This window comes from Jiulongibacter sediminis (assembly GCF_001306455.1).
GTDB classification, from domain to species: domain Bacteria; phylum Bacteroidota; class Bacteroidia; order Cytophagales; family Spirosomataceae; genus Jiulongibacter; species Jiulongibacter sediminis.
The window spans coordinates 256,858-278,967 of the sequence record NZ_LGTQ01000009.1 but is presented as its reverse complement, the minus strand read 5'-3'; the positions used below and the strand labels follow the sequence as shown (position 1 = coordinate 278,967).

Here is a 22,110-nt window from a genome sequence, read left to right as displayed (position 1 = left end):
GTTCTTTGACGGCCTTCGTATCTTCGCCTTCATGGAAGTACTTCAGGGCAACATTGTCAACATATTCGAAGACAGCATTTTTTGGGGTGAGTTAATCCTCAATGAAGGACGAATTTTCACTATTAAAAATCTCGGTGATGAGAAAGCCGAAGAACCCTACTTTTTACCAGGATTTGTGGACGCTCATGTCCACATTGAAAGTTCTATGCTTACGCCAGCCTCATTTGGCAGAATTGCACTGTGCCATGGAACAGTAGGTTCGGTGTCAGACCCGCATGAAATTGCCAATGTTTTGGGGATTACAGGCGTCAATTATATGATTGACAATGCCTCTCAGACTCCTTTCAAAGTTACTTTTGGAGCTCCATCATGTGTACCGGCAACGACCTTTGAAACTGCTGGAGCGGTTATAGACTCCGAAGGAATTGAAAAGCTGTTAAGAAACCCCAAAATAGGCTATCTGGCAGAAATGATGAACTATCCGGGCGTCATTTATGAAGACGAAGAGGTCATTAAAAAGCTGGAAATTGCACGAAGAATGGGGAAGCCTATCGATGGCCATGCTCCCGGCCTACGCGGAGAAGGAGCAGAGAAATATTTCTCAAATGGTATCACTACCGACCATGAATGTTTCACAGAGGCAGAAGCTTTGGAGAAACTCAAACTGGGTGTAAAAATCCTCATCAGAGAAGGGAGTGCTGCTAAAAACTTTGAGGCTTTAATTCCTCTGGCTAAAGAGTGGAGTCATCAAATGATGTTTTGCTCTGATGACAAACATCCTGACGAGCTTCTCAAAGGTCATATCAATGCCTTAGTTAGCAAAGCAATAAAAGCTGGTATTCCACTTTTTGAAGCTCTGAGAATTGCATCCATGAATCCTGTCAAACATTATGGTCTTGATATCGGGCTTTTGCAAGAAGGTGATCCTGCAGATTTTATTCAGGTTACCGATCTCAAAAATTTTAAAGTGACAGCTACCTGGATCAACGGTGAAAAAGTTGCCGAATTTGGAAAATCACTTTTACCCGAACCCAAAAACAGTATCCTCAATAACTTCAAAGCCGGTGACGTGATGGCTACTGACCTGAAAATCATCAGTGAAAACCCTGATACAAAAATTAATGTCATAAAGGTTAATGAAGGACAATTGGTCACCGACAGCTTTCAGGTAATTCCTTTAAGTGAGGGTAGAGAGATTATTGCTGATACGGAACAAGACATACTCAAACTGGTGGTGCACAATAGGTATAGCGAAGCTAAACCTGCAGTCGCCTTTATTCATGGTTTCGGGTTAAAAACAGGAGCTATTGCCTCTTCTGTAGCCCATGATTCACATAATGTAATTGCCGTTGGCACAGATGATAACTCTATTGCCGATGCCATTAATTTGGTAGTCCGTGAAAAAGGGGGAATTGCCGCTGTGGCCGCCGAAGAAATGGGAGTTATCCCTTTGCCCGTGGCCGGGCTGATGAGCGATAAAAACGCGGAAACCATAGCCTCTGATTATGAGCAGATTGACAAATTCACTAAGACTGAGCTCGGTTCTGTCTTAGCTGCACCTTTTATGTCTCTATCCTTTATGGCTTTGCTGGTTATACCGCAATTAAAGCTTTCTGACCTCGGCCTTTTTGATGGTGGCAAGTTTGAATTCAAATCTCTTCTGGAAATACAAAAGAACTAATCAAATATGACAGTTAACGTCATCAAAATCGGTGGAAATGTGATTGATAATGAAGCCAAACTTCAAAAGTTTATCAAAAACTTCTCATCATTGAAAGACCGAAAAATACTGGTGCATGGTGGTGGAAAAATAGCTACCAAAATTGCTGCCGACCTACACATTGAAACCAAAATGGTGGACGGACGACGTATCACGGACGAACCCATGCGGGAGGTGGTGACCATGGTTTATGGTGGGAAAGTCAACAAGCACGTGGTTTCTGCATTACAACAAAATGGCTGCAATGCCATAGGGCTCAGCGGAGCAGATGCGGGTGTGATTTTGGCTCAAAAAAGACCAGTTAAAGAAATTGACTACGGTTTTGTTGGCGATATCAAATCCGTCAATGCTGGTTTTATTGAATCTCTTTTAAATCAGAATATTACCCCAGTTTTTGCACCGCTCTCTTTTGATCCTGAGCATGGTATGCTCAATACCAATGCTGACACCCAAGCATCTGAGGTGGCCCGAGCTTTGTCTGAAAATCACGAAGTTAATCTCATCTATTGCTTTGAGAAAAAAGGCGTTTTACTAAATGCCGATGATGACGACTCTGTCATTCCTAAACTGAACCCAGAGAATTACGAAAAGTATAAAGCAGATGGGGTCATTTACGCCGGCATGATCCCTAAACTTGATAATGCTTTTGCTGCTGTAGCTGCCGGAGTTAATAAAGTGATTATTTGTGAGGCAGATCAACTTCAATTAGCTGTTGAAACCGGGGAAGCCGGAACAGCCATAAGCCTCACTTGATTGCTTTTTCGAAAACCCTCAACCTAACTCTATTGAATTGTTTCCCTTAATTTTGAGTCATGATGGTCGATGAATTACTGAAAAAAGAAGCAATTGAACTGCTTAAAAAACTAATTGCCACACCTTCCTTAAGCCGTGAGGAGGATGAAACGGCCTACCTTATTGAGGAATTTTTCAGAGAGCGAAACATTCCATTTTCAAGACTTGGAAATAATATCTGGAGTCGCAACCAGCATTTTGATAAATCAAAGCCGACAATTCTTCTTAACAGCCATCATGATACCGTAAAGCCGAACGCCTCCTATACCCGCGACCCGCATGAGCCCACGGTAGAAGGCGACATTCTTTACGGACTCGGAAGCAACGATGCCGGCGGGCCTCTGGTGGCTCTTTTGGCCACTTTTGTTCACTTTTATTATGACTCATCACTGCCTTTTAATCTAATTTTTGCGGCCTCGGCCGAAGAAGAGATTTCAGGAAAAAACGGCATTGAGTTATTGCTCAAAGACCTTCCTCCAATAACCTTCGGGATAGTAGGCGAGCCAACTTCATTGGACCTTTCAATAGCAGAGAAAGGACTTATGGTACTGGATTGCCTTGTAAAAGGAAAGGCCGGCCATGCCGCCAGAAATGAGGGAGAAAACACCATCACAAAGGCCATGAAAGACATCTCATGGTTTCAGACTTTCGAATTTCCCAAAATATCAGAAACACTGGGCAAGATGAAAATGTCTCTGACCGTTATCAATGCGGGGTCGCAACATAACGTGGTGCCTGACGAGTGCCGTTTTACGGTAGATGTACGAGTTACAGATGCTTATTCACTCACTGAAACGCTTGAAATTATTAACAGTAAGGTGAGTTGTGAGGTCACACCAAGGTCTGTTCGTTTAAACTCATCGGGTATTTCAAAGAATCATCCAATACTGGATGTCGCAAAGAGTTTGCAACTAAAAACGTATGGTTCGCCAACACTTTCTGATCAGGCACTTATGCCCTTTGAAACCGTAAAACTGGGCCCCGGGGATTCCGCAAGGTCGCATACCGCTGATGAGTTCATAAAACTGAGTGAAATCAATGCAGGAATTGAACTTTATGCCAAGGTTTTAAAAGAGTTGAAAAATAATCCTGAGTTTAGCCAAAGGGGCATTTAGGCATCATATTTGATTCGTTTGTTTCGTGAATCCTGATACTAACGGTATCAACTATACTTTCTTACAAAGCGTAACACAATGAACATCGTTAATAACTTAGTGTCTCAAGTTAGTCCCGAAGCCCGGGCTAATCTCAGCGAATTCCTTGGAGAATCGTTGGAAAAATCATCTTCCGGATTTGAGTCTGCACTAAAAACAATGCTCTTTGGTTTAGTTGATATCACAAAAACAGCAGGGTCGGCCGATAGTATAGCAAAGGTTATCAAAGACGGTGGTCACTCCGGTGATCTTATTGACGACCTCTCTAACCTTTTTGGCAAAAAAGACAAGCTCCAGCTACTGGTAACTATAGGCAAGAACATTAATACTCACTTTTTTCAAACCAATCTTGACAAGTATGCTCAGGATATATCAGCTGAAAGTGGAGTTTCTAAAAGCTCTGCACTTTCTTTACTGAGTCTGGCGGCCCCCTTGGTGCTGGGTAAACTGGGCAAAAATATCAGAACCAATGGTTGGACGAACCAACAGTTCACCGCGGCCATGCTTCATGAAGGGGAAACCTCCTCTTTTCAGTCAACCGTGGTTGCAGAGGCGGAGAACCATGAGGCCCTGCCAGACGAAAGAACTGTAATTACGGAAAGGAAATCTACAAAAGATTCTAATCTGGGTTGGTTGGCCTGGCTTTTCCTTGTTTTGCTCGGTCTGAGTGCGTTATATTATACCTTCAAAGGTCGAATAGATGGGGGTAATCCTATCACGAGAGATTCAAAAGCGTCTTCGGAACAAGTTTCTGTCGACAGCTCTGCTCAAACTAATGCTGACGAAATGTTTGAAGCCCTGAATCCTGATAGAAACAAAAATGACAATTCGGCTCAAACGACAGAAAGTAGTTCTGCGGCGATAGAAGAAAGAACTTCGGCTAGCTCAGAAAATTCAAAATCAGACACCAATGGTTTTGTCGGGAATACTTCCGAAAATACAAAGAAATCAAATTCCACATCAGCTCCTGTTAGTACAAATACAGCCCGGTCCAAAGGAATTCAACGTAACTCCTCAACTGGATACCCAAGCCGATCAAATCCCAATGATCTCCCGCCGGTAAGCACTCCGGATAACCGTCCGATGAGCTCAAAACTTAGGTCCTCTGGTTTCATAGGCATCAACGGCTTGAGCTATAAATACGCCAGTGCAGAAATTGTTTCTGAAGGTAGTATTTCACAATTGGTGAAATATCTGCAAGCCAACCCTTCAGCCACGATTGAAGTTAAAGGTGGTGGAGGTGATCAAGAACTATCTGAAGACCGTGCCTACGCTCTCAAGGGTCTTCTGTATCAGAAAGGAATTCCCTCAGGTCGGGTGCAGATTTCACGTCAAAAAAGCACTGATGGCCCGGTAGTCATTAAGGTGAACCCCTGATATTTCTTCAAAAATTGCAGCTTTTCAGGTCTTAGGGTTACTCCTAACAGGATAGCATTTTTACAATATATTTTATTGTATTACAGTTTATTACTTATTTCGCATCCTATTTTAAAAAGACTTCAAAAGCATGCATAAACTTATCCTGAGCCTGGCGACAATTGTTTTATCGCTAAACATTTCGGCTCAAGAGCTTCAATCAAAATTCAACTGGCATAACCTTGATTATGAGCAGGATGGCGTTCGGGGAATGAGCGTAGAAAGAGCCTATAAAGAACTGCTTCAGGGTAGAAAATCTGAAACTGTTATAGTAGGGGTTATTGACTCAGGCGTTGATATTGAGCATGAAGATTTGAAAGATCATATCTGGGTAAATCGTGATGAAATCCCCGATAATGGAATTGATGATGATAATAATGGCTTCATTGATGACATGAACGGCTGGGACTTTATTGGAGGCCCTGACGGCCAGGATGTGAAACAAGAGCAACTGGAAAGTGCCCGTTTAATGGTTAAATATGACCAGCTTTTTGGCGAAAAGCCGAAGAAAAGAAAAATCAAAAAGTACAAGGAGGAATACGCCGAATACTTGAAAATCAAAGGCGAGATTGAGGAGAAAAAACAGGAAGCTGCCCAGTACCTGCCCATGTACGAAGGCCTTCTGACCAATTTTACCTCGTCTGAAGACTTGTTAAAGGAATATCTTGAAACTGAAAGCCTGAGCAAAGAAGCCGTTGAAGCCATTAAAGAGGCCGACGCCGACATAAAAATAAGACAAGCCAAAAAATATTGGTTGTACTTGGTGGATCAGGGTGCCAGCAAAGCTGCCATTCAGGAGGGAATTGACCATTTCAAAGGCCAACTGAATTATAACTACAATCCTGATTTCAACCCAAGAGCTATTGTGGGTGACAACCCTGAAAAGCTTCAATATGCCAAATATGGAAATAATGAAGTGATAGGCCCGAGAGCCATGCATGGCACTCATGTTTCCGGTATTATAGCCGCTGACAGAGCCAATGAAAAAGGTGTAAAAGGCGTGGCAGACAATGTGGAAATCATGGTGGTCCGTACGGTGCCCGATGGCGATGAGCGAGATAAAGATGTGGCGAATGCAATACGTTACGCTGCTGACAACGGTGCTCAAATCGTTAACATGAGTTTTGGAAAGCCATATTCTCCGGAGAAAAACTGGGTGGATGATGCCGTAAAATATGCGGAGTCAAAAGGTGTACTTTTGATTGCTGCAGCGGGCAATGACAACGCTGACATTGACATCCACAGACATTACCCAACGAAATTTTATAAAGACGGAGGAGAAGCGAATAACTGGATAACAGTAGGTGCTCTTTCCTACAAAGAAGGTGACGAGATGGTTGCGACATTTAGTAACTATGGAGATGAATCTGTAGACGTTTTTGCTCCGGGAGTAGCCATTTACTCTACGGTTCCGGGCTCAAAATATGAGGAAAAACAAGGCACCAGCATGGCAGCACCGGCAGTTACCGGTGTAGCTGCTCTTTTGAAGTCTTACTTCCCCACTTTAACCGCCGGTCAGCTCAAGCAAATCATTCTGGAGTCTTCTGATAAATTTAATAATCAGCAGGTTCAGTTACCGGGTGGTGGTGATACAGTGGCTTTTGGCGAGCTTAGCACTTCTGCAGGTGTGGTAAATGCCTATAAGGCCGTAAAACTGGCGATGGAATTGACCCGAAAGCAATAATATCTTTTTATTAACATTGGCGTTTTTCAGTGAGCCCAAATTATGCGAAAGCTTAATTTGGGCTTATTTTTGTCACTTATGAATATAATCCTCTTTGAAGATCTTGACTTCAGAAATCACCTGAAGCCACTCACTTTAACTCGGCCTATTGGTATGCTTCGGGTTGGTATTCTCACCATTAAAGAGAAGTGGGAAAACAGACTTAATCTAAGTGTATCACTAGATACCGAGGAGTACTTGCAAACCAAATATCCACTCATTTTAAAAGAGGAAAATGTTTTTATCAATTCCAGCTTTCTGCCAACTCCCGCATTAATTGACCTCATAAAAAACCTAAAGCCCGGGCAGGTGATTGCCTCTGGTCTTGAGATAGTCGCTTACATCTCTGATGCCAGAAAAAGTGCTCAGGAATTGGGCAAAGCCCCGGAAATCATAGAACTGGAACCGGAAGATACTTTCTCTATTAAACATCTACCAGACCTGTTCCTGAATAACGGTTCTCAAATAGAAGCCGATTTCAAACTAATTACAGCAGGTCGGACTTCTCAGGAAATTACTGATCCATATACCAAAGTTTATAGTCAGGAGAACATCTTTCTTGAAGAGGGCGTAAACATCAAAGCCGCCGTTATCAATGCTGAGGAAGGCCCTGTTTATATCGGAAAAGATGCTGTCATTCAGGAAGGAGCAGTTATTATTGGCCCTGTTTCTATAGGGCCCGAAGCAAAAGTAGCCTATGGGGCTAAAATCAGACAAAACACTACGCTGGGGCCAGTCTGCCGCGTTGGAGGCGAGGTGGGTAATACCATTTTTCATGCCTACACCAATAAGGCTCATGACGGCTTTCTTGGCAACTCCTACATTGGTGAATGGTGTAATTTAGGGGCGAACACCAATGCTTCAAACCTCAAAAACGACTATTCTGAAGTTAAACTCTACGATTACCACACCGATGGAATGACACCAACCGGAGAGACTTTTTGCGGCACCTTCATGGGTGATTACAGCAAAGCAGGTATAAGTACCATGTTTAACACGGGCTCAGTGGTAGGTGTAAGTTGTAATGTTTTCGGTGCTGGTTTTCAGTCAAAACTTATACGGTCTTTCACTTGGGGGGGAGCCGCTGAGGGTTATGAGCCTTATCGTTTTGAGAAAGCGATTGAGGTAATCAATGCCACCATGAGCCGCAGAAAAATTGAATTATCAGAAGAAGACTTACTCATTCTTTCGCACATCAATGAGCAAAAAATAACCAATGAGGTTTAGTGATATCAAAGGTCTGGAAGAGCAAAAACGGACACTCATACAAAGTGTGCAGAAAAACCATGTGGCTCATGCCCAGCTTTTTCATGGCTCAGAGGGTTCAGCCAATCTCGCACTTGCACTAGCCTTTGGTTCGTACCTTAGTTGTGAAAATCCAACAAACACCGACTCATGCGGGCAGTGCTCATCATGCCTGAAAACTGATAAACTGATTCACCCTGACGTTTCTTTTATTTTTCCCACAGCAGGTGGCAAAAAGGTTCTGTCAGAAAACTTTATGGCTGAGTGGCGTGAGTTTGTGCTTGATCATCCATATAAAGACATCACCGAATGGCTTGAGAAAATCGGCATTAAGCAGGGAAATATTCCTGTAGAAGAGGCCAGAAAGTTAATCGGAAACCTCTCCCTTAAATCTTATGAAGGCGGCTATAAACTCATTTATGTGTGGCTGCCGGAGTATCTGAGTATTGCGACGGCCAATGCCATTTTGAAAATTCTGGAAGAACCACCTGAGCAAACAATCTTCATGCTGGTGTGCAATGATGCTCAAAATTTACTAACCACCATCATCTCCAGAACTCAGCGATTTGCTGTTCCAAAGTTCAGGGAAGAGGATATCGTTCCCTATCTGGTTGAAAAAGGAACGACAACTGAACGTTCAAAAGAGATAGCCCGCCTTTCAGAGGGAAATCTCTTAAAGGCTTATCAGATCGCTAACGCAAAAAATGACAATATGCACGATTGGTTTGCCAATTGGATGCGATATTGTTATGCTTTCAATGTGCTGGAGCTGGTACCGATGGCTGATGATTTTGACGCTCTCAGCAAGGAGCAGGAAAAACAAATTTTGGAGTACGGTCTTACCGTTTTCCGGGAAATTTTTCTCATGGCCAGCGGCAATGAAAACATGGTAAAACTGGAAGAGAAACCACTCGACTTTGTGAAGAACTTTTCAAAGGTTTTCAATATCAACAACCTCTCAAAAATCTCTGAGCTAGTTGACGAAGCCATCTTCCACATTGACCGAAATGTGAGAGCCAAAATCGTTTTCCTTGATCTCTCGCTTCAAATGGCGAGGTTGATTAAGTAATACAACCTTCCTCCCCAAAGCGGCATTTGGTACGAAGAATAATACCGATCAATTGATAGTTGATTCAATTAATGTGGTAACTTCAAAACATATTTTCACATCTCTATAAACATGAAAAAACTACTAATCCTTCTACTTTTCGCCTACGGCGTGAATGCACAACAACTTCTGAAGCAGATAGGTAACGGTACGGGCAATACGTATTACCGAAATCATGAAAACTTCAACAATCCCATCACCGGAGACAGCTTAATCCTGATAAGGGAAAATGATCTTTTTGTAACTGATTTGTTAAGCTCTGTTAAATTCATTACCCCGAGTGACACAACAGTCAGAAACCTACATGGAGGTTCCGGATCTACATCTCTTGGAAAATTCTCAAAGGCCTTTCGACTGGGGGATAATATGGTTTATTATTCTTCTTCCGGGAATACTCAAATGTTGGGTTCTGTTCCATTGAACGGAACTACCCCTATTCTGGTCTATCAAAAAAGTGATGGAAATCCAATGAAAAACTTCACCGTATTTGATGGCAAACTTCTATTCACAGAATACAACTCCACATTTTGTAATTGCTATAGATTGATGTCTTGTGATGGTAATTATGGAGGATGTACCGAAATAAAACAATTTGGTCCTAACCCTCCGGAAAATCTAACCATTTTTAATAATGAGATTTTTTTCAGTCAAAATGATGATATCAATGGTCTGGAGTTATGGAAAACAGATGGAACTGCAGGTGGAACTGTAATTGTGAAAGACATTTTACCGGGATCAGAAGGCTCCTATCCTAGCAACTTTTTAAGTGCAAATGGCAAACTTTACTTCTCAGCTGTAGCCGCCAAAAACACTACTCATACTTTCAGAGCAATTTTTGAGACTGATGGTACTTCATCCGGAACTCAATTGATTTATCCTCAGCCTTACACAAACGGTGGATTTTATCCTCAACAACTACAACTACTTGGCGATGACCTCTATTTCGGAAACCTAACTAGTTACGGGAAAGTCAACCTTTTAAACCAAAGCTATCTTCCTCTTATCTCCTCTCAAATGGGGCTAAATAGTAGCTTTATTTTGAATGGGAAAGTGTATCAAATTTTTAGTATCGAAAACCCTCCATTTCAAAATCGCTTTGAGCTTTGGGAATCAGATGGAACAGTAGCTAATACAAAACTGGTTAAAGAGCTTTCTTCAAACGCACATTCCGCCGAAGCAAAAATCTGGATCAATAACTCAAGGGCGTATATCGAACTTATAACCACTTATAATTACTCAGAAGGCGAGAGAGAAGTTGATATCTGGACTACTGACGGTACAACAGCTGGAACGTTAAAGCTAGATGAAATTGATCCTTCAATCTCAACAAAAAACAATAAAGGGGGGCTTGGCCTTACCGGTAATACCTTCTTTTTTAATGCCTATAAAGAAGGATTGGGCTATGAACTCCTTAAGACAGACGGTTCTCAGATAAACCTTGTAGAAGACTTTAATGAGGCCCTGTTTAAACCTGAGCCCTCAGATTTTTTCTCTTATGATGATCAAACTTTCTTTATGGCCAGTAATAATAAAGACGGTCGCGAACTCTGGAAAACAGACGGTACTTCTGCTGGCACAATACAGCTTTTTGACTGGACAAAATACGACAAGGCTACACCAAATGGCAATTCGGCCCATAATACAATCAATGACTTCGCGATAATCGGAGATAACCTGATCTATATGCACCCTTTGGCTTCAAAAATAAAAGCCTATAATATGGTCTCTGAAAACATCACTGATTTAAAAAGTCTGTCTCATCTATATACGGAGAGTACAGGAAAAATTGAAAAATGGTTTACAAAAGCTGCTACCGGAAAAGTTATTTTTGTTGAGGATCAACATCCCTTTGGAAAGGAACCATGGGTTACAGACGGTACACCCGCTGGAACGATGCTCCTGAAGGATATTAATGCTGGAAACTCGAGTAGTTCTCCTCATGCGTTACGAAGTCTGAAAAGCAAAGCAGTTTTTGTCACCGAATCACCCAGGGCTTTCTGGATTACTGACGGAACTGCATCCGGCACACTTCAGGTAGGAATACTTCCTGCCACTTCTTCCTTAAGAACCAATATTGACTCTAAGGATGGTTATGAGGCCTATGTTAGGGGCGATACAGCTTTTTATAATGTTTTCAATAATTCCACGGGCAATGACGAAGTGTACGCTGTTAACCAAAGTGGAGTTCAAATACTTGGCAGCTCGAAAAGAATAGATCATTATGTTGGAATCGCAGAACTATCTGATGGCCTCTTTTTTAAAAACGGAGCTACCTCCGCTCCTAATACTTTTTCAAAAATAAGCCCCCAAGGCAGCTTCACTAATATCGGTGGCTACGGTAATGACACCTCTATTGACCATATCTTTGGTTTTCGTGATTCACTTTTTTTTCAAGCTAAAAATCTCAACACAAACCTGAAGAGACTTTACAAATCGAAAGGAAATTTTATTACGACAGACACCCTGCTCAGCTTTAATTATTTGTACAGCGATGATATAAGATATGTTCCAATTGACAGTTCAACCATTGTAGTATCTGCTCTTTACTACGGTTTGGAATCAGGAAATGAAATCTGGCTTTATCAGGATAACCAACCAAAAAAATTAATATTCAAAGCTCCTCAAAGTCCGGTATACCCCTATTCGGCCTTTGAAAATTATCATCTTAATGGTCGGAAGCTTTACTTCACAATGGGAACAAATGACATTGGCACCCAACTCTGGGTAATGGATTTTACATGCCCGGATAATATTACCATAAATCAGGTACAGCATCAGAATGGAACATTCCAGAGTGGAAATAGTATTGATTTAGAAAGTCAATTGGTTTCACCGGTTAAAACAAGCCTGGAAGCAAGCAATAAAATCAATCTGAATCCAGGGACTCAAATAGAGGCCGGAGCCGTATTTAAAGCCGAAATTAGAGATTGTCCGTATTAAGCAATCACCCCTTCCACTTAATATTACAGCCCATACTTGGATATTGAATTTCAGAGACAAAATCGCCGGCAACCACTGCTCTTAGAGCACCGCGGAGATCAGTGCCCGTTATAGGGACGCCGTTTCCTGGAGAGGAGCCATCCATTCGGCCGCGGTAGACGAGTTTGAGGTCTTTGTCAAAAATATAAAAATCCGGCGTACAGGCTGCATCATAAGCTTTGGCTACCTCCTGTGATTCATCGTAGAGATAAGGGAAGGTATAGCCGAGCTCGGCAGCCTTCTTTTTCATTTCCTCAGGGGCATCCTCGGGAAAATTTTCGATGTCGTTAGAACTGATGCCAATAAAACTCACCCCTTTCTCCTGAAACTTCTCCACTATTTTGACCAACTCTCCATTGATGTGCTTCACATACTTGCAATGATTGCAAATAAACATAACTACGGTAGCTACATCAGACTTGAGCTCGTCTAAGGAAACTTTTCGACCTGAAACGGTATCCGGAAGTATAAAATCAGGAGCCTTTGTGCCAATGGGCAGCATGTTGGATTCTGTAAGAGCCATATCGCGATTACTTTTGAATCAAAAATACAAAAATCCTACAGAAGCTCTTTTGTGCGATTGCTGCACTCTTTAGAAAACTTTGTTCGTAATTTTGCCCGATGAATTTTGATACATTTCTCGACAGCCGTTTTTTTGAACTGGTAGCCACAGCCGTTGGCATTCTTATCTTTTTTATTGTAAGATCCATCACTGATGGCATCATAAAAAAGCAAGCTAAAAAACATGGCCTGGACAAAGCCCGTAGTGTCTATGCCAGAAAATTCTTTGACATCACTTACCTCCTGATTCTCCTGCTTGGACTTGGTTTTGTTTGGGACATAGAGTTTAAAGGAATATTTGCTTCCTTTTTTGCGGTAGCCGGTGTAGCCCTCTTTGCCTCCTGGTCAATGCTAAGCAATATCACCGCATCAGTGCTTTTGTTTTTCAATTTCCCTTTTAAAATCGGCTCCCGTATCAAGATTATGGATAAAGATGATTCCGTAATTGGGGTGGTGAAAGACATTACCTTTTTTGCCATTCAGATAGAGGATGAAAACGGCGATTTGGTCTCTTATCCCAATAATGTTGCCATTCAAAAGGCTATTGTTCAATTAAAAAATTCGAAAAGTGTCAAATAGACTACCAGAGGCTTTCGTCGAACGGATGAAAAACCTTCTCGGGACTGAATTTGATCAGTTTTCTGAAACACTTAAGAGTGATGCTCCGGTAAGTGTAAGACTGAATTCGCGAAAGAAGCTTACTGAACTTTTCGATGACCTTAAAACCGATAGAGTAAGGTGGCATTCCGAAGCTTTCTTCCTGAAAGAACGCCCTGTTTTTACGCTTGATCCGGCCTTTCATGCCGGGGCATATTACGTACAGGAGGCTTCATCCATGTTTCTTAAAGAGGCTCTTGTGCAAACCGTGGATTTCTCAAAGCCTTTAAGAGTACTGGACCTCTGTGCCGCTCCCGGTGGAAAAACCACCCTCATGGCCGATTTAATGAACAGCGAAAGCTTGCTTGTAGCTAATGAAGTGATAAAAAGTAGAGTGAGCATTCTCAAAGAAAATCTTTTGAAGTGGGGCTTTCCGAATGTCATTGTCAGCAATCATGACGCCGAGGAATTTGCCGATCTGGAGGGTTTCTTTGATCTGGTCTTGGTAGATGCTCCATGCTCCGGTGAAGGACTTTTCAGAAAAGACAAAAATGCCAGCAGCCACTGGTCAGAAGAGGCGGTGGCAACTTGTTCGGCACGTCAAAAGCGAATTCTCCAAGCAGCGGCAATGGCGGTGGCTCCGGATGGGGTTTTAATCTACTCCACCTGTACGTATAACCCGGAAGAAAACCACCAGAATGTACAATGGTTTGTCAAAAATCAGGACTTTGAGGTTTTGACGCTTAATACTTCTACCTTCCCCGAAATTGAATCCCGCGAGCCGGGTTATCAGTTTTATCCCCACAGGTTAACGGGAGAAGGGTTTTATATTGCCGCTTTACAAAAAAAAGGAGGTGATACAGATTACACCACGGCAAAAATTCGCCTGAACAGGTTACCCAAAAAACAGGTAGAAGAGCTCACAAGCTGGCTGGAAAGACCGGAGCATTTTGAATTTTTCCTTAAAAAAGATGACGGCATTGTCGCCGTTCCCAAAGAACTAGCAAGCGATTTCGGAACCGTGTTAAAAGGCTTATTCAGGCGTTCCTCAGGTTTTGAAATTGGTACCTTTAAGAAAAACAATTTTGTACCTTCTCACGCCCTGGCTTTGAGTTCGGAGATTTCTTTAAAAGTCCCAAAAATAGACCTTAGCAAAGACGAAGCCTTGCTCTTTCTTAAAAAAGAGTCTTTTGACTTTGGTTCTGCCGAAAACGGTTGGCATCTGATTACTTATCAGGGGCTGGGGCTTGGCTGGGCCAAGGTTATCGGAAATCGGGTGAACAATTATCTCCCAAAAGAATGGCGAATCCGGATGGATATTGAATAAGCAGTGATTTACTCATTCAATGATTTGTTTCGAACGAGTTCAATCATTGGATGAGGTTTAGCTAATTTTCACCCCATACTTACTCAAAAGGCCGCGTGCTCCGTCCAATGAGATGAGAACACCTTTGAGTTTATTATTCTCCGGATCAATGGTGTAATTCTCGGCAGTCCGCAAGTCGGCTTTCTGTAGGTTTGATCTTTCAAAATGTGCTCCGTTTAGATCACAGCGTTCAAAAAGACAGTTGGTCAGATCAGTATCTGTAAAATCCGCGTCCTTGAGATTACAGTCGGTAAAGGCCGTATTTTTTAGGTTTAGGCCATAAAAAGAACATAAACTGAGCTGACAAGTATTGAAAGTAACATCCAACAGGAAAGGATTGATATCGCCGAAAAGGATACCCATCATTTTGCAATCAGAGAACACCACTTCATTCAATGTCGTGGTCTTTAGGTGAGCATTGGTGAGGTTACAATCCACAAACTCACATTCGATAAATTTGATACCTGAGAGATGTGCTCCTTCTAAATTGCAGCCCTCAAATCGACAAGCCTCGTAGGAGTCTATTTTGAGTTTTTGAGAGGTAAAATCTATTTTCTTGAAAACTTCGCCTTCTATCATTTATAAACTTGCACTTAATCCACCATCTACAGGCAGGTTGATACCATTTACCGATGCAGCCACCGGACTGCAAAGATAAGCAACTGCGGCTCCGACCTCCTCTGCATCCGCGAATTTCCCCGAAGGAATTGACGCCAGAATTTCCTTTTCAATTTCGCCGGTAGACTTCCCTTCACGATCAGCTCGTTGTTTGATCACCTGCTCCAGCCGACTGGTCATGGTAAAACCCGGTAAAATATTATTTACCGTGATACCTGAATGGGAAAGCTCTTTTGAGAGGGTTTTAGCCCAGGAAGCTACAGCCCAGCGGATAGTATTGCTCACTCCAAGACCTATAATAGGCTGTTTCACCGAAACAGAGATCACATTGACAATCCGACCAAAACGCTCAGCCTTCATAAAAGGAACTATATGCTGAGTGAGTAATTGATTGACCACCAAATGCTGCTCAAAGGTCTTTTGAAACTTCTCGGCCGATTCATCAATAATCTGCCCACCAGCTGGCCCACCGGTATTATTGACCAGAATATGATAATCTCCTTTTGAAGTTTTCAAAGCAGCTCTTACCTCGTCTGTTTTTGAAAAATCAGCAACCAAATAATGATGGTTTTGACCTGACTCAGCCGGTAGCTCTGTCAACCTCTGTTTTAGTTTTTCTTCATTGCGGGCGATTAGGCAAACCTCTGCCCCCAGTAAGGCAAGTTCTATCGCAGAAGCCCATCCAATACCGGCTGTACTGCCACATACCAGTGCCCTTTTTCCAATTAAATTTAAATTCATGTTTTTTGTCTTAAGCGTAGCCCCTCACCACCGATTGAATAAAATCTGCATCTGCCGCCCCCTCTTTCCACTTCTCCAGCTTTTGATTCATCACCTTAAACCAAAGTGGAGGAAAAAGGCTCATAATGATCATCAGCGGGTAGCCAAAAGGCATTTGAGGACTTTCATCAAAATGCCGTAAAACCTGATATGGCCTGCTGGCATAGGCATGATGGTCTGAATGTCGTTGCAAATTGAAAAGAATAAGATTGCTGAAAAAATGATTGGCATTCCAGCTGTGAAGCGGATTTACTTTCTCATACCTCCCATTCGCCAGTTTTTGGCGGAGCATTCCGTAATGTTCAATATAATTCACAGCCTCAAGCAATAAAATTGCCACTAGTGCCTGAATGAACAAAAACTGAAATTGGCCATGGACTATACTCCCCGAAAAATAATTGACCAGCAAAAGTGCAACGGTAAAAAGTATGGGTGTGGCCAGAAAACCTATCAGCATTGAGTTTTTGAATGACCAAACGGCTTTCCCCTCTTTTTGCAATAAACCGGTCTGAATTTGCCAGGCAGATCGGAAACTACCAGTGATAGATCGCCACCAGAAATGATAAAGCGTTTCATTATACCTTGAAGTGGCAGGGTCTTCAGGAGTAGCTACCCGTACATGATGCCCCCTGTTATGCTCTATAGTAAAATGATGATACCACACCGAAACTAAAGCCACTCTGGCATGCCACTGTGCCCACTTACTTTTTCTATGGCCCAGCTCATGAGCCACATTAATAATGGTACCGCTGTAAATTCCCTGACTAACAATGAGTCCGATAATCTGATGATTACTTAAATCATAGCTTGACAAAACATACAGCCCCCAGCCCAGTAAAAAATACTGAATATAGACATGAGCATACACCAGAATATCAAAATAGCGTTCATTAACAAGCTCCTCAAAATTTTCTTTGATTACATTATTGCGGTCTTTGCCCAGCAAATAATCAATGACAGGAATGACGAGATAAGCGTATGGAGCTGACAAAAAAGTGATCGGCTGCTCTGGCACATAAAAACCTGACAGAATAAGAAAAGGAATAGAGAAGGATGCTAAAAAGCCAATTTTTTTCCAGTAGCTCATATTCACCAAATATAGTTTGGTCGCTCATTGTATTGTCTGTAAATTTAGTCACCTAACCTTTATCATCCTAAATGTCAGAATTCATCACCTATCTAAAATTAGGCTACTTACACATAACTGACCTAAACGGCTTTGATCACATCCTTTTTATTATTGCTCTCTGTGCTGTTTACAGCATTTTTAAATGGAAAGAGGTTTTAATTCTGGTAACCGCTTTTACACTAGGGCACTCAGTTACGTTGGCTTTGTCGAGTCTGGAAATTATCTCTGTTGATTCCGACCTTATTGAATTTATAATCCCGATTACCATACTCCTCACCTGTGTGGCAAATTTCTTTTATAAATTCCCACGAAGCATCTACAAGAAACCGAAGAATAAACGCTGGGTTCGTTATGTGCTGGCCTCTTTTTTCGGGCTGATTCACGGGCTGGGATTTTCAAATTACCTCAAGAGCCTGCTAGGCAGCGAGGGCAGTATTACTTTACCTCTTTTCTCGTTTAATCTGGGGCTGGAGCTGGGGCAAATCCTGATTGTCTTTTTAGTCTTGATAGTGAATTTCAGTATGGTGGAACTACTCAAAATCAAGAAGAAGAGCTGGAATTTTATTTTATCGGGTATCGTGTTTGGGATGTCGTTAATGTTGATTATTGGGTGAATTGGGTCTTTAGCTTTGAGCGACGGGCTTTCGGCGGGGGGCGTTCACTCATTGCTAAATAACTCGGCGACAGCTTCAACCTTTTTTTGAGAAATTTACACGGATTCATTACCGACAAAAAAGATGAAACAACTACCCAAAATTCAGCTGGCTGGCCTAAAAGTAAGATGCAATAACTTTGACGGCTCGGCCAAAACGGAAATTGGCAGCTTATGGCAACGCTTCTTTTCTGAAGGTTTTGCCTCAAAAATTGAACATAAAGTCAATGCTGATATGTATTGTGTGTACACGGAGTATGAGTCTGACTATCGTGGAGATTATACCTGTTTTCTAGGTTATGCGGTGAGCGAGCCCACTGCTGATCAGAATCTGGCCTATTTAGAAATAGACGCCGATAGTTACCAAACCTTTGACGCCAGTGGCAAAATGCCGGAATCTGTTTTAAATAAATGGGAAGAAATCTGGGCGGACAAAAGTCTCAAAAGAGCCTATCACGCCGATTTTGATTTGTATAAATTCTCTGAAGCCAAGGAGGGACAGGAGCCCGAAGTGGAGATTTATCTCTCGGTTTCAGAGTAATCATCTGAGCTCATAATCACTTCTGAGCCAAAGACAAATCCACCCAGTACTAACCAGGTCATAAGGGTAAAAGCCATATCAAAATCCATCATTTGTGTTGTTTGTTTATCTTCTTGGGTAAAAAAGATATTCCGGGTAAAAAGGTGTGGAAACACTTGGACAGTAAGCCTTTATTTGACATGAGAAGGTACAAAAAACACCACAGTAAACTCTGAACCCTCACCAGGCGATGAGCTTACACTTATCTCAGCCTCATGAGCTTTCAGAATACCCAAAGTGGAAGCCAGCCCCAACCCAACTCCGTTGGTTTTAGCTGTATAGAAAGGTTCAAAAAGCTTTGACTGCAGTTCTTCATCCATTCCTATTCCGTTATCACGAATTTTTATCATCACCCGCTCATTTTCAGAATAGGTATTCAAATGAATTTCAGGATTTTCAACTCCTTCCAGGGCCTCAATGGCATTGACCATAATATTGACAAAAGCCGTGCTCACCTGTTCAGCATTCATCAGTAGTTTAGGACAATCAGTGATTTCGGTAAAGATCTGCACCTTCTGCATCATTGCCCGGTCATTGACCTGTTCCAATGTTTTGTCAATCACGTCACAAAGGTCTGTCAATTCCTTTTTGGCCTCTTTTTCAGAAGCCACATGAAGCACCTCATTGATAAGTTCGTCGATTCTTCGGGCGTTTCGCTGAACAATCTCCAGCAGCGGAGCATCTTCTTCACTCACCCCACCTGAGAGGCTACCGAGACTGAGATTGATATTCATAAGCGGATTTCTGACTTCATGGGCCAGCACCTGCATCAATCGGGCGGTAGATTGTAGTTTTTGAGATTGAAGCATGGCTTTCTCGGCCCTTATACGTTGTGTTTGATCACTAAAAATACCATGAATAAAAAAACGGCCGTCTTCTTCAGGCTCAAGAACAGCGGAGAGAAGTCCTTGTTTTCTTTCTCCACTTTTAGATTTGACCGTCAGTTTGAAGTCTTCAATACTCCCCAGCTCGGCTACCTCGTCCTGCAGTTTGACCAGCTCCAGCGGGTCTTCAAACAAAAACTGGCTTTGCATTTCGTAAATTTCACTTCTTGAATAGCCCAGATAATCTTCGGCAGAGCGACTGATGTGAACAATGTTCAAATCTTCATTCGCAATAAAAATGATCTCTTTGGAGTGCTCAATCACCGTACGGTATTTCACCTCACTTTTTCGTAACGCTTGTAGCGTTTCAGCATGTTTAAGGGCATACCGAATGCTTCGTTCCAGCGTATCAGCATTGAGCGAGGACTTCTCCAGATAGTCAGACGCCCCAAGAAGAATCGCCTCCTGATCCACCTTATTGTCTCCCTTGCCGGTCAGCATTATCGCCGGAGTATCAGAGCTGATCCCTCGAAGTGATTTAAGCAAACCCAGCCCAGAGTCTTTGCCGAGCAAATAATCGAAAAGATAAATGTCATGCGAACGAGTTCGTATCTGAGCCAGACCCTGCTCGTAAGACTTTGCCCAATCAAGTCTGTAATCAAGATTATCAGTTTCCGCCAAAAGTGTTTTGGTGATAAAGTGGTCATCCTCATCATCTTCTACCAATAAAATATTGATTTTTGAGGCCATCAGGTAGAAGGTAAAAGAATATGAAAGGAAGCACCATTTTCCTCAGTTTTTTCAGCCCAAACAGCACCGCCCATTTTATCAAAGATGGCCTTTGTAATAGACAAGCCCATACCCGACCCAGGGAATTCCCCGCGACCGTTGATTCGATAAAAAGGTCTGAAAATGTCTTCTTCATGCTCTACCGGAACGCCTATGCCGTTATCGCTTAAGATCAGGTAGGCATAGTTTCTGGAAGAATTTAGGCCTTTTGACCCAATAACAGTGGAAAAAATAGATTTGCTCATTAATCGCAAAACCGGCTTCTCAGGAGAAAATTTTTCTGCATTACGTATTAACTCCTGTAGAGCATACATTAGCTGTCGGCGATCACCGTAAACTACCTCAGGAACCTCATACCTAAAGTCGGTTTTGGGACTGATAATCAGCTCATCCACCAGCTCAGGAAGTATAATCTTCTCTTTTTTGAAGTCAGTGGTATTGATTCTTGAAAGCCGAAGCAGGTCGTCTATCATGGCTTGTTGCCTTCTGGCCGCATCCATCATTCTACTGAAATACTCCTGCTCTTCTGCAGAAAGTTTGTTGCTAAGGCTTTTGGTAAGTCTGTCGCCAAAAGTTACAATTTTTCGGGCCGGCTCTTTAAGGTCGTGTGAAGCAAGGTAAATAAACTCGTCAAACTCTTTTTGTAGTGCTTCTACCTGCTCAGGCACCTGATTTGGGATCATCTCTGCCATTACATGTTCATTTTTTTCATCTTATTATAAAGCGTCTTACGATCAATATTCAGTAGCTCCGCCGCTTTACTTTTACTAAAATTTACCTTTTTCAAAGCCTCCATGATCATCTCATATTCTGCCTCATAGGCCGCAGATTTCAGCTGGCCGTGAAGCCTTCTGTCAGCCTTTACCTCCGGCTCCTTGTCCTCTTCTACAAACAGGAGTTTCTCATGATTAACAATCTCAAAAGGCAAAGAACCTTCCTCTATAAACTCGCCCTCTGTGAGTAAGGTGGCTCGCTTCACCACGTTTCTGAGCTCCCGAATATTCCCGGGCCATGGGTACTTTTTAAAATGCTGCTGCACCTCCTCAGAGAAACCTTTGACCTCTTTCTCCAAATCCTTATTGGTTTCTTCCAGAAAATACTCAGCAAACTCAAAAATATCATTCCCACGTTCTTTTAAAGAAGGTACATCAAGACTAAACTCGTTGAAACGGTGATATAAGTCTTCACGGAATTTACCCTGAGCAATGGCCTCGGGCAAACGCTCATTACTAGCCACCAGAATACGTACATCAATATCAATTTCTTTATTGCCTCCGATACGTTTCAGCTTTTGCTCTTGTACAACTCTCAATAATGAAACCTGTACATCATAAGATAAATTGGCAACCTCATCCAGAAATAAAGTACCCCCGTCAGCCAGTTCAAAATGCCCGATCTTTTGATTAATGGCCCCGGTGAATGAGCCCTTTTCATGACCAAAAAGCTCAGAACCAGCCAGTTCTTTAGATATTGCTCCACAATCCATAGCTACAAAAGGCCCGTTTTTTCTTTTACTCTTCTGGTGAATGGTTTTGGCTATAGCCTCCTTCCCTGCACCACTTTCACCGTAGATAATAACGCTGAAATTCGTCGGAGCCACCAGATTCACCTGTTTCATCAGTTTTTTAGAAATGGAGCTGTTACCGAAAATATAATTCTCCTTTTCAGCTTTGACAGGCCTTGTTTTACCCGATGAGCTCTTAACCGGAGCATCTTCACCGGTTTTCAGGGCCTTACGGATATTGAGTAATATCTCATCAGGGAAAAGAGGTTTGGTCACATAATCAAATGCTCCCATTTTCATCACATTGATGGCCACCTTTATATCAGAATAACCAGTAATGATGATGACGGGCAAATCCGGCATCATCTCTTTAGCCTTTTGCAGCACCTCGGTGCCGTCAATATCTCCAAGCTTAAAGTCTGAAAGCAGCAAATCAGGCTTGTAATCAGCCAATTTTTTGAGACCCGCCAATCCCGAAATGGCAGTTTCTACCTCGTAGCCGTTTTTTGTTAAAAAACGGTGCATCAGCAGGCAAATGTCTTTATCGTCGTCTACGACCAGTATTTTAGGCAT

The 22,110-nt window shown here is 42.3% G+C and carries 19 protein-coding genes; 12 read left to right on the top strand and 7 right to left on the bottom strand.

The window, feature by feature from the left end; genetic code table 11:
* Positions 1-31 precede the first annotated feature (31 nt).
* From ade to AFM12_RS11900, 8 genes are all read left to right on the top strand, one after another.
* Positions 32-1,681, top strand: coding sequence for an adenine deaminase (ade, locus tag AFM12_RS11935; protein ID WP_055148487.1), 1,650 nt, complete (start codon positions 32-34; stop codon positions 1,679-1,681).
* A gap of 6 nt (positions 1,682-1,687) precedes the next feature.
* Positions 1,688-2,473: an acetylglutamate kinase gene (argB, locus tag AFM12_RS11930; protein ID WP_055148485.1), complete on the top strand. Its 786-nt coding sequence runs from the start codon at positions 1,688-1,690 to the stop codon at positions 2,471-2,473.
* Between the two features lie 59 nt (positions 2,474-2,532).
* On the top strand, positions 2,533-3,627 hold the full coding sequence (locus AFM12_RS11925) for a M20 family metallo-hydrolase (protein ID WP_216598511.1): 1,095 nt from the start codon (positions 2,533-2,535) through the stop codon (positions 3,625-3,627).
* Positions 3,628-3,726: 99 nt separating this feature from the next.
* The gene (locus tag AFM12_RS11920; RefSeq protein ID WP_157687385.1) at positions 3,727-5,043 is read left to right on the top strand and encodes a DUF937 domain-containing protein; all 1,317 of its coding nucleotides are present in this window, start codon (positions 3,727-3,729) and stop codon (positions 5,041-5,043) included.
* 130 nt (positions 5,044-5,173) lie between these two features.
* A complete protein-coding gene (locus AFM12_RS11915) occupies positions 5,174-6,766 on the top strand; it encodes a S8 family peptidase (RefSeq protein WP_055148481.1) in 1,593 nt (530 codons plus the stop codon).
* 78 nt (positions 6,767-6,844) lie between these two features.
* Complete coding sequence (locus AFM12_RS11910) at positions 6,845-8,032, top strand: putative sugar nucleotidyl transferase (RefSeq protein ID WP_055148910.1); 1,188 nt, start codon at positions 6,845-6,847, stop codon at positions 8,030-8,032.
* Complete coding sequence (locus AFM12_RS11905) at positions 8,022-9,119, top strand: DNA polymerase III subunit (RefSeq protein ID WP_055148479.1); 1,098 nt, start codon at positions 8,022-8,024, stop codon at positions 9,117-9,119. Before AFM12_RS11910 ends, AFM12_RS11905 begins: the two co-directional genes overlap by 11 nt.
* A gap of 111 nt (positions 9,120-9,230) precedes the next feature.
* Positions 9,231-12,098, top strand: a complete 2,868-nt coding sequence (locus AFM12_RS11900; protein WP_055148477.1) for an ELWxxDGT repeat protein — start codon at positions 9,231-9,233, stop codon at positions 12,096-12,098.
* 4 nt (positions 12,099-12,102) lie between these two features.
* Here AFM12_RS11900 and AFM12_RS11895 read toward each other — a convergent pair whose 3' ends face one another.
* Positions 12,103-12,660, bottom strand: a complete 558-nt coding sequence (locus tag AFM12_RS11895) for a thioredoxin family protein (protein ID WP_055148475.1) — start codon at positions 12,658-12,660, stop codon at positions 12,103-12,105.
* A 98-nt stretch (positions 12,661-12,758) separates the two neighbouring features.
* Here AFM12_RS11895 and AFM12_RS11890 point away from each other — a divergent pair, with 98 nt between their 5' ends.
* Positions 12,759-13,277: a mechanosensitive ion channel family protein gene (locus tag AFM12_RS11890; RefSeq protein ID WP_055148473.1), complete on the top strand. Its 519-nt coding sequence runs from the start codon at positions 12,759-12,761 to the stop codon at positions 13,275-13,277.
* Positions 13,267-14,622 carry an RsmB/NOP family class I SAM-dependent RNA methyltransferase gene (locus tag AFM12_RS11885; RefSeq protein WP_229308497.1) on the top strand — a complete coding sequence of 452 codons (1,356 nt, stop codon included), beginning with the start codon at positions 13,267-13,269 and terminating at the stop codon, positions 14,620-14,622. The genes AFM12_RS11890 and AFM12_RS11885 overlap by 11 nt, the downstream gene beginning before the upstream one ends.
* A 57-nt stretch (positions 14,623-14,679) precedes the next feature.
* Here AFM12_RS11885 and AFM12_RS11880 read toward each other — a convergent pair whose 3' ends face one another.
* From AFM12_RS11880 to AFM12_RS11870, 3 genes are read right to left on the bottom strand one after another with little or no spacing between them, the layout of a single operon-like run.
* Positions 14,680-15,240: a pentapeptide repeat-containing protein gene (locus tag AFM12_RS11880; RefSeq protein ID WP_055148469.1), complete on the bottom strand. Its 561-nt coding sequence runs from the start codon at positions 15,238-15,240 to the stop codon at positions 14,680-14,682.
* Positions 15,241-16,020 (bottom strand): SDR family oxidoreductase, encoded by a 780-nt coding sequence (locus tag AFM12_RS11875; RefSeq protein ID WP_055148467.1) that lies wholly within the window; start codon positions 16,018-16,020, stop codon positions 15,241-15,243.
* Positions 16,021-16,030: 10 nt separating this feature from the next.
* On the bottom strand, positions 16,031-17,146 hold the full coding sequence (locus AFM12_RS11870) for an alkane 1-monooxygenase (protein ID WP_055148465.1): 1,116 nt from the start codon (positions 17,144-17,146) through the stop codon (positions 16,031-16,033).
* A 71-nt stretch (positions 17,147-17,217) separates the two neighbouring features.
* Here AFM12_RS11870 and AFM12_RS11865 point away from each other — a divergent pair, with 71 nt between their 5' ends.
* Positions 17,218-17,802: a HupE/UreJ family protein gene (locus AFM12_RS11865; RefSeq protein ID WP_055148463.1), complete on the top strand. Its 585-nt coding sequence runs from the start codon at positions 17,218-17,220 to the stop codon at positions 17,800-17,802.
* A gap of 123 nt (positions 17,803-17,925) precedes the next feature.
* Complete coding sequence (locus tag AFM12_RS11860) at positions 17,926-18,381, top strand: GyrI-like domain-containing protein (protein WP_055148461.1); 456 nt, start codon at positions 17,926-17,928, stop codon at positions 18,379-18,381.
* A 170-nt stretch (positions 18,382-18,551) separates the two neighbouring features.
* Here AFM12_RS11860 and AFM12_RS11855 read toward each other — a convergent pair whose 3' ends face one another.
* The 3 genes from AFM12_RS11855 to AFM12_RS11845 are packed head-to-tail and all read right to left on the bottom strand — an operon-like array spanning position 18,552 to position 22,110.
* Positions 18,552-19,994: a hybrid sensor histidine kinase/response regulator gene (locus AFM12_RS11855; RefSeq protein ID WP_055148459.1), complete on the bottom strand. Its 1,443-nt coding sequence runs from the start codon at positions 19,992-19,994 to the stop codon at positions 18,552-18,554.
* Positions 19,994-20,725 (bottom strand): sensor histidine kinase, encoded by a 732-nt coding sequence (locus tag AFM12_RS11850; RefSeq protein WP_055148457.1) that lies wholly within the window; start codon positions 20,723-20,725, stop codon positions 19,994-19,996. The genes AFM12_RS11855 and AFM12_RS11850 overlap by 1 nt, the downstream gene beginning before the upstream one ends.
* On the bottom strand, positions 20,725-22,110 hold the full coding sequence (locus tag AFM12_RS11845; protein WP_055148455.1) for a sigma-54-dependent transcriptional regulator: 1,386 nt from the start codon (positions 22,108-22,110) through the stop codon (positions 20,725-20,727). Before AFM12_RS11845 ends, AFM12_RS11850 begins: the two co-directional genes overlap by 1 nt.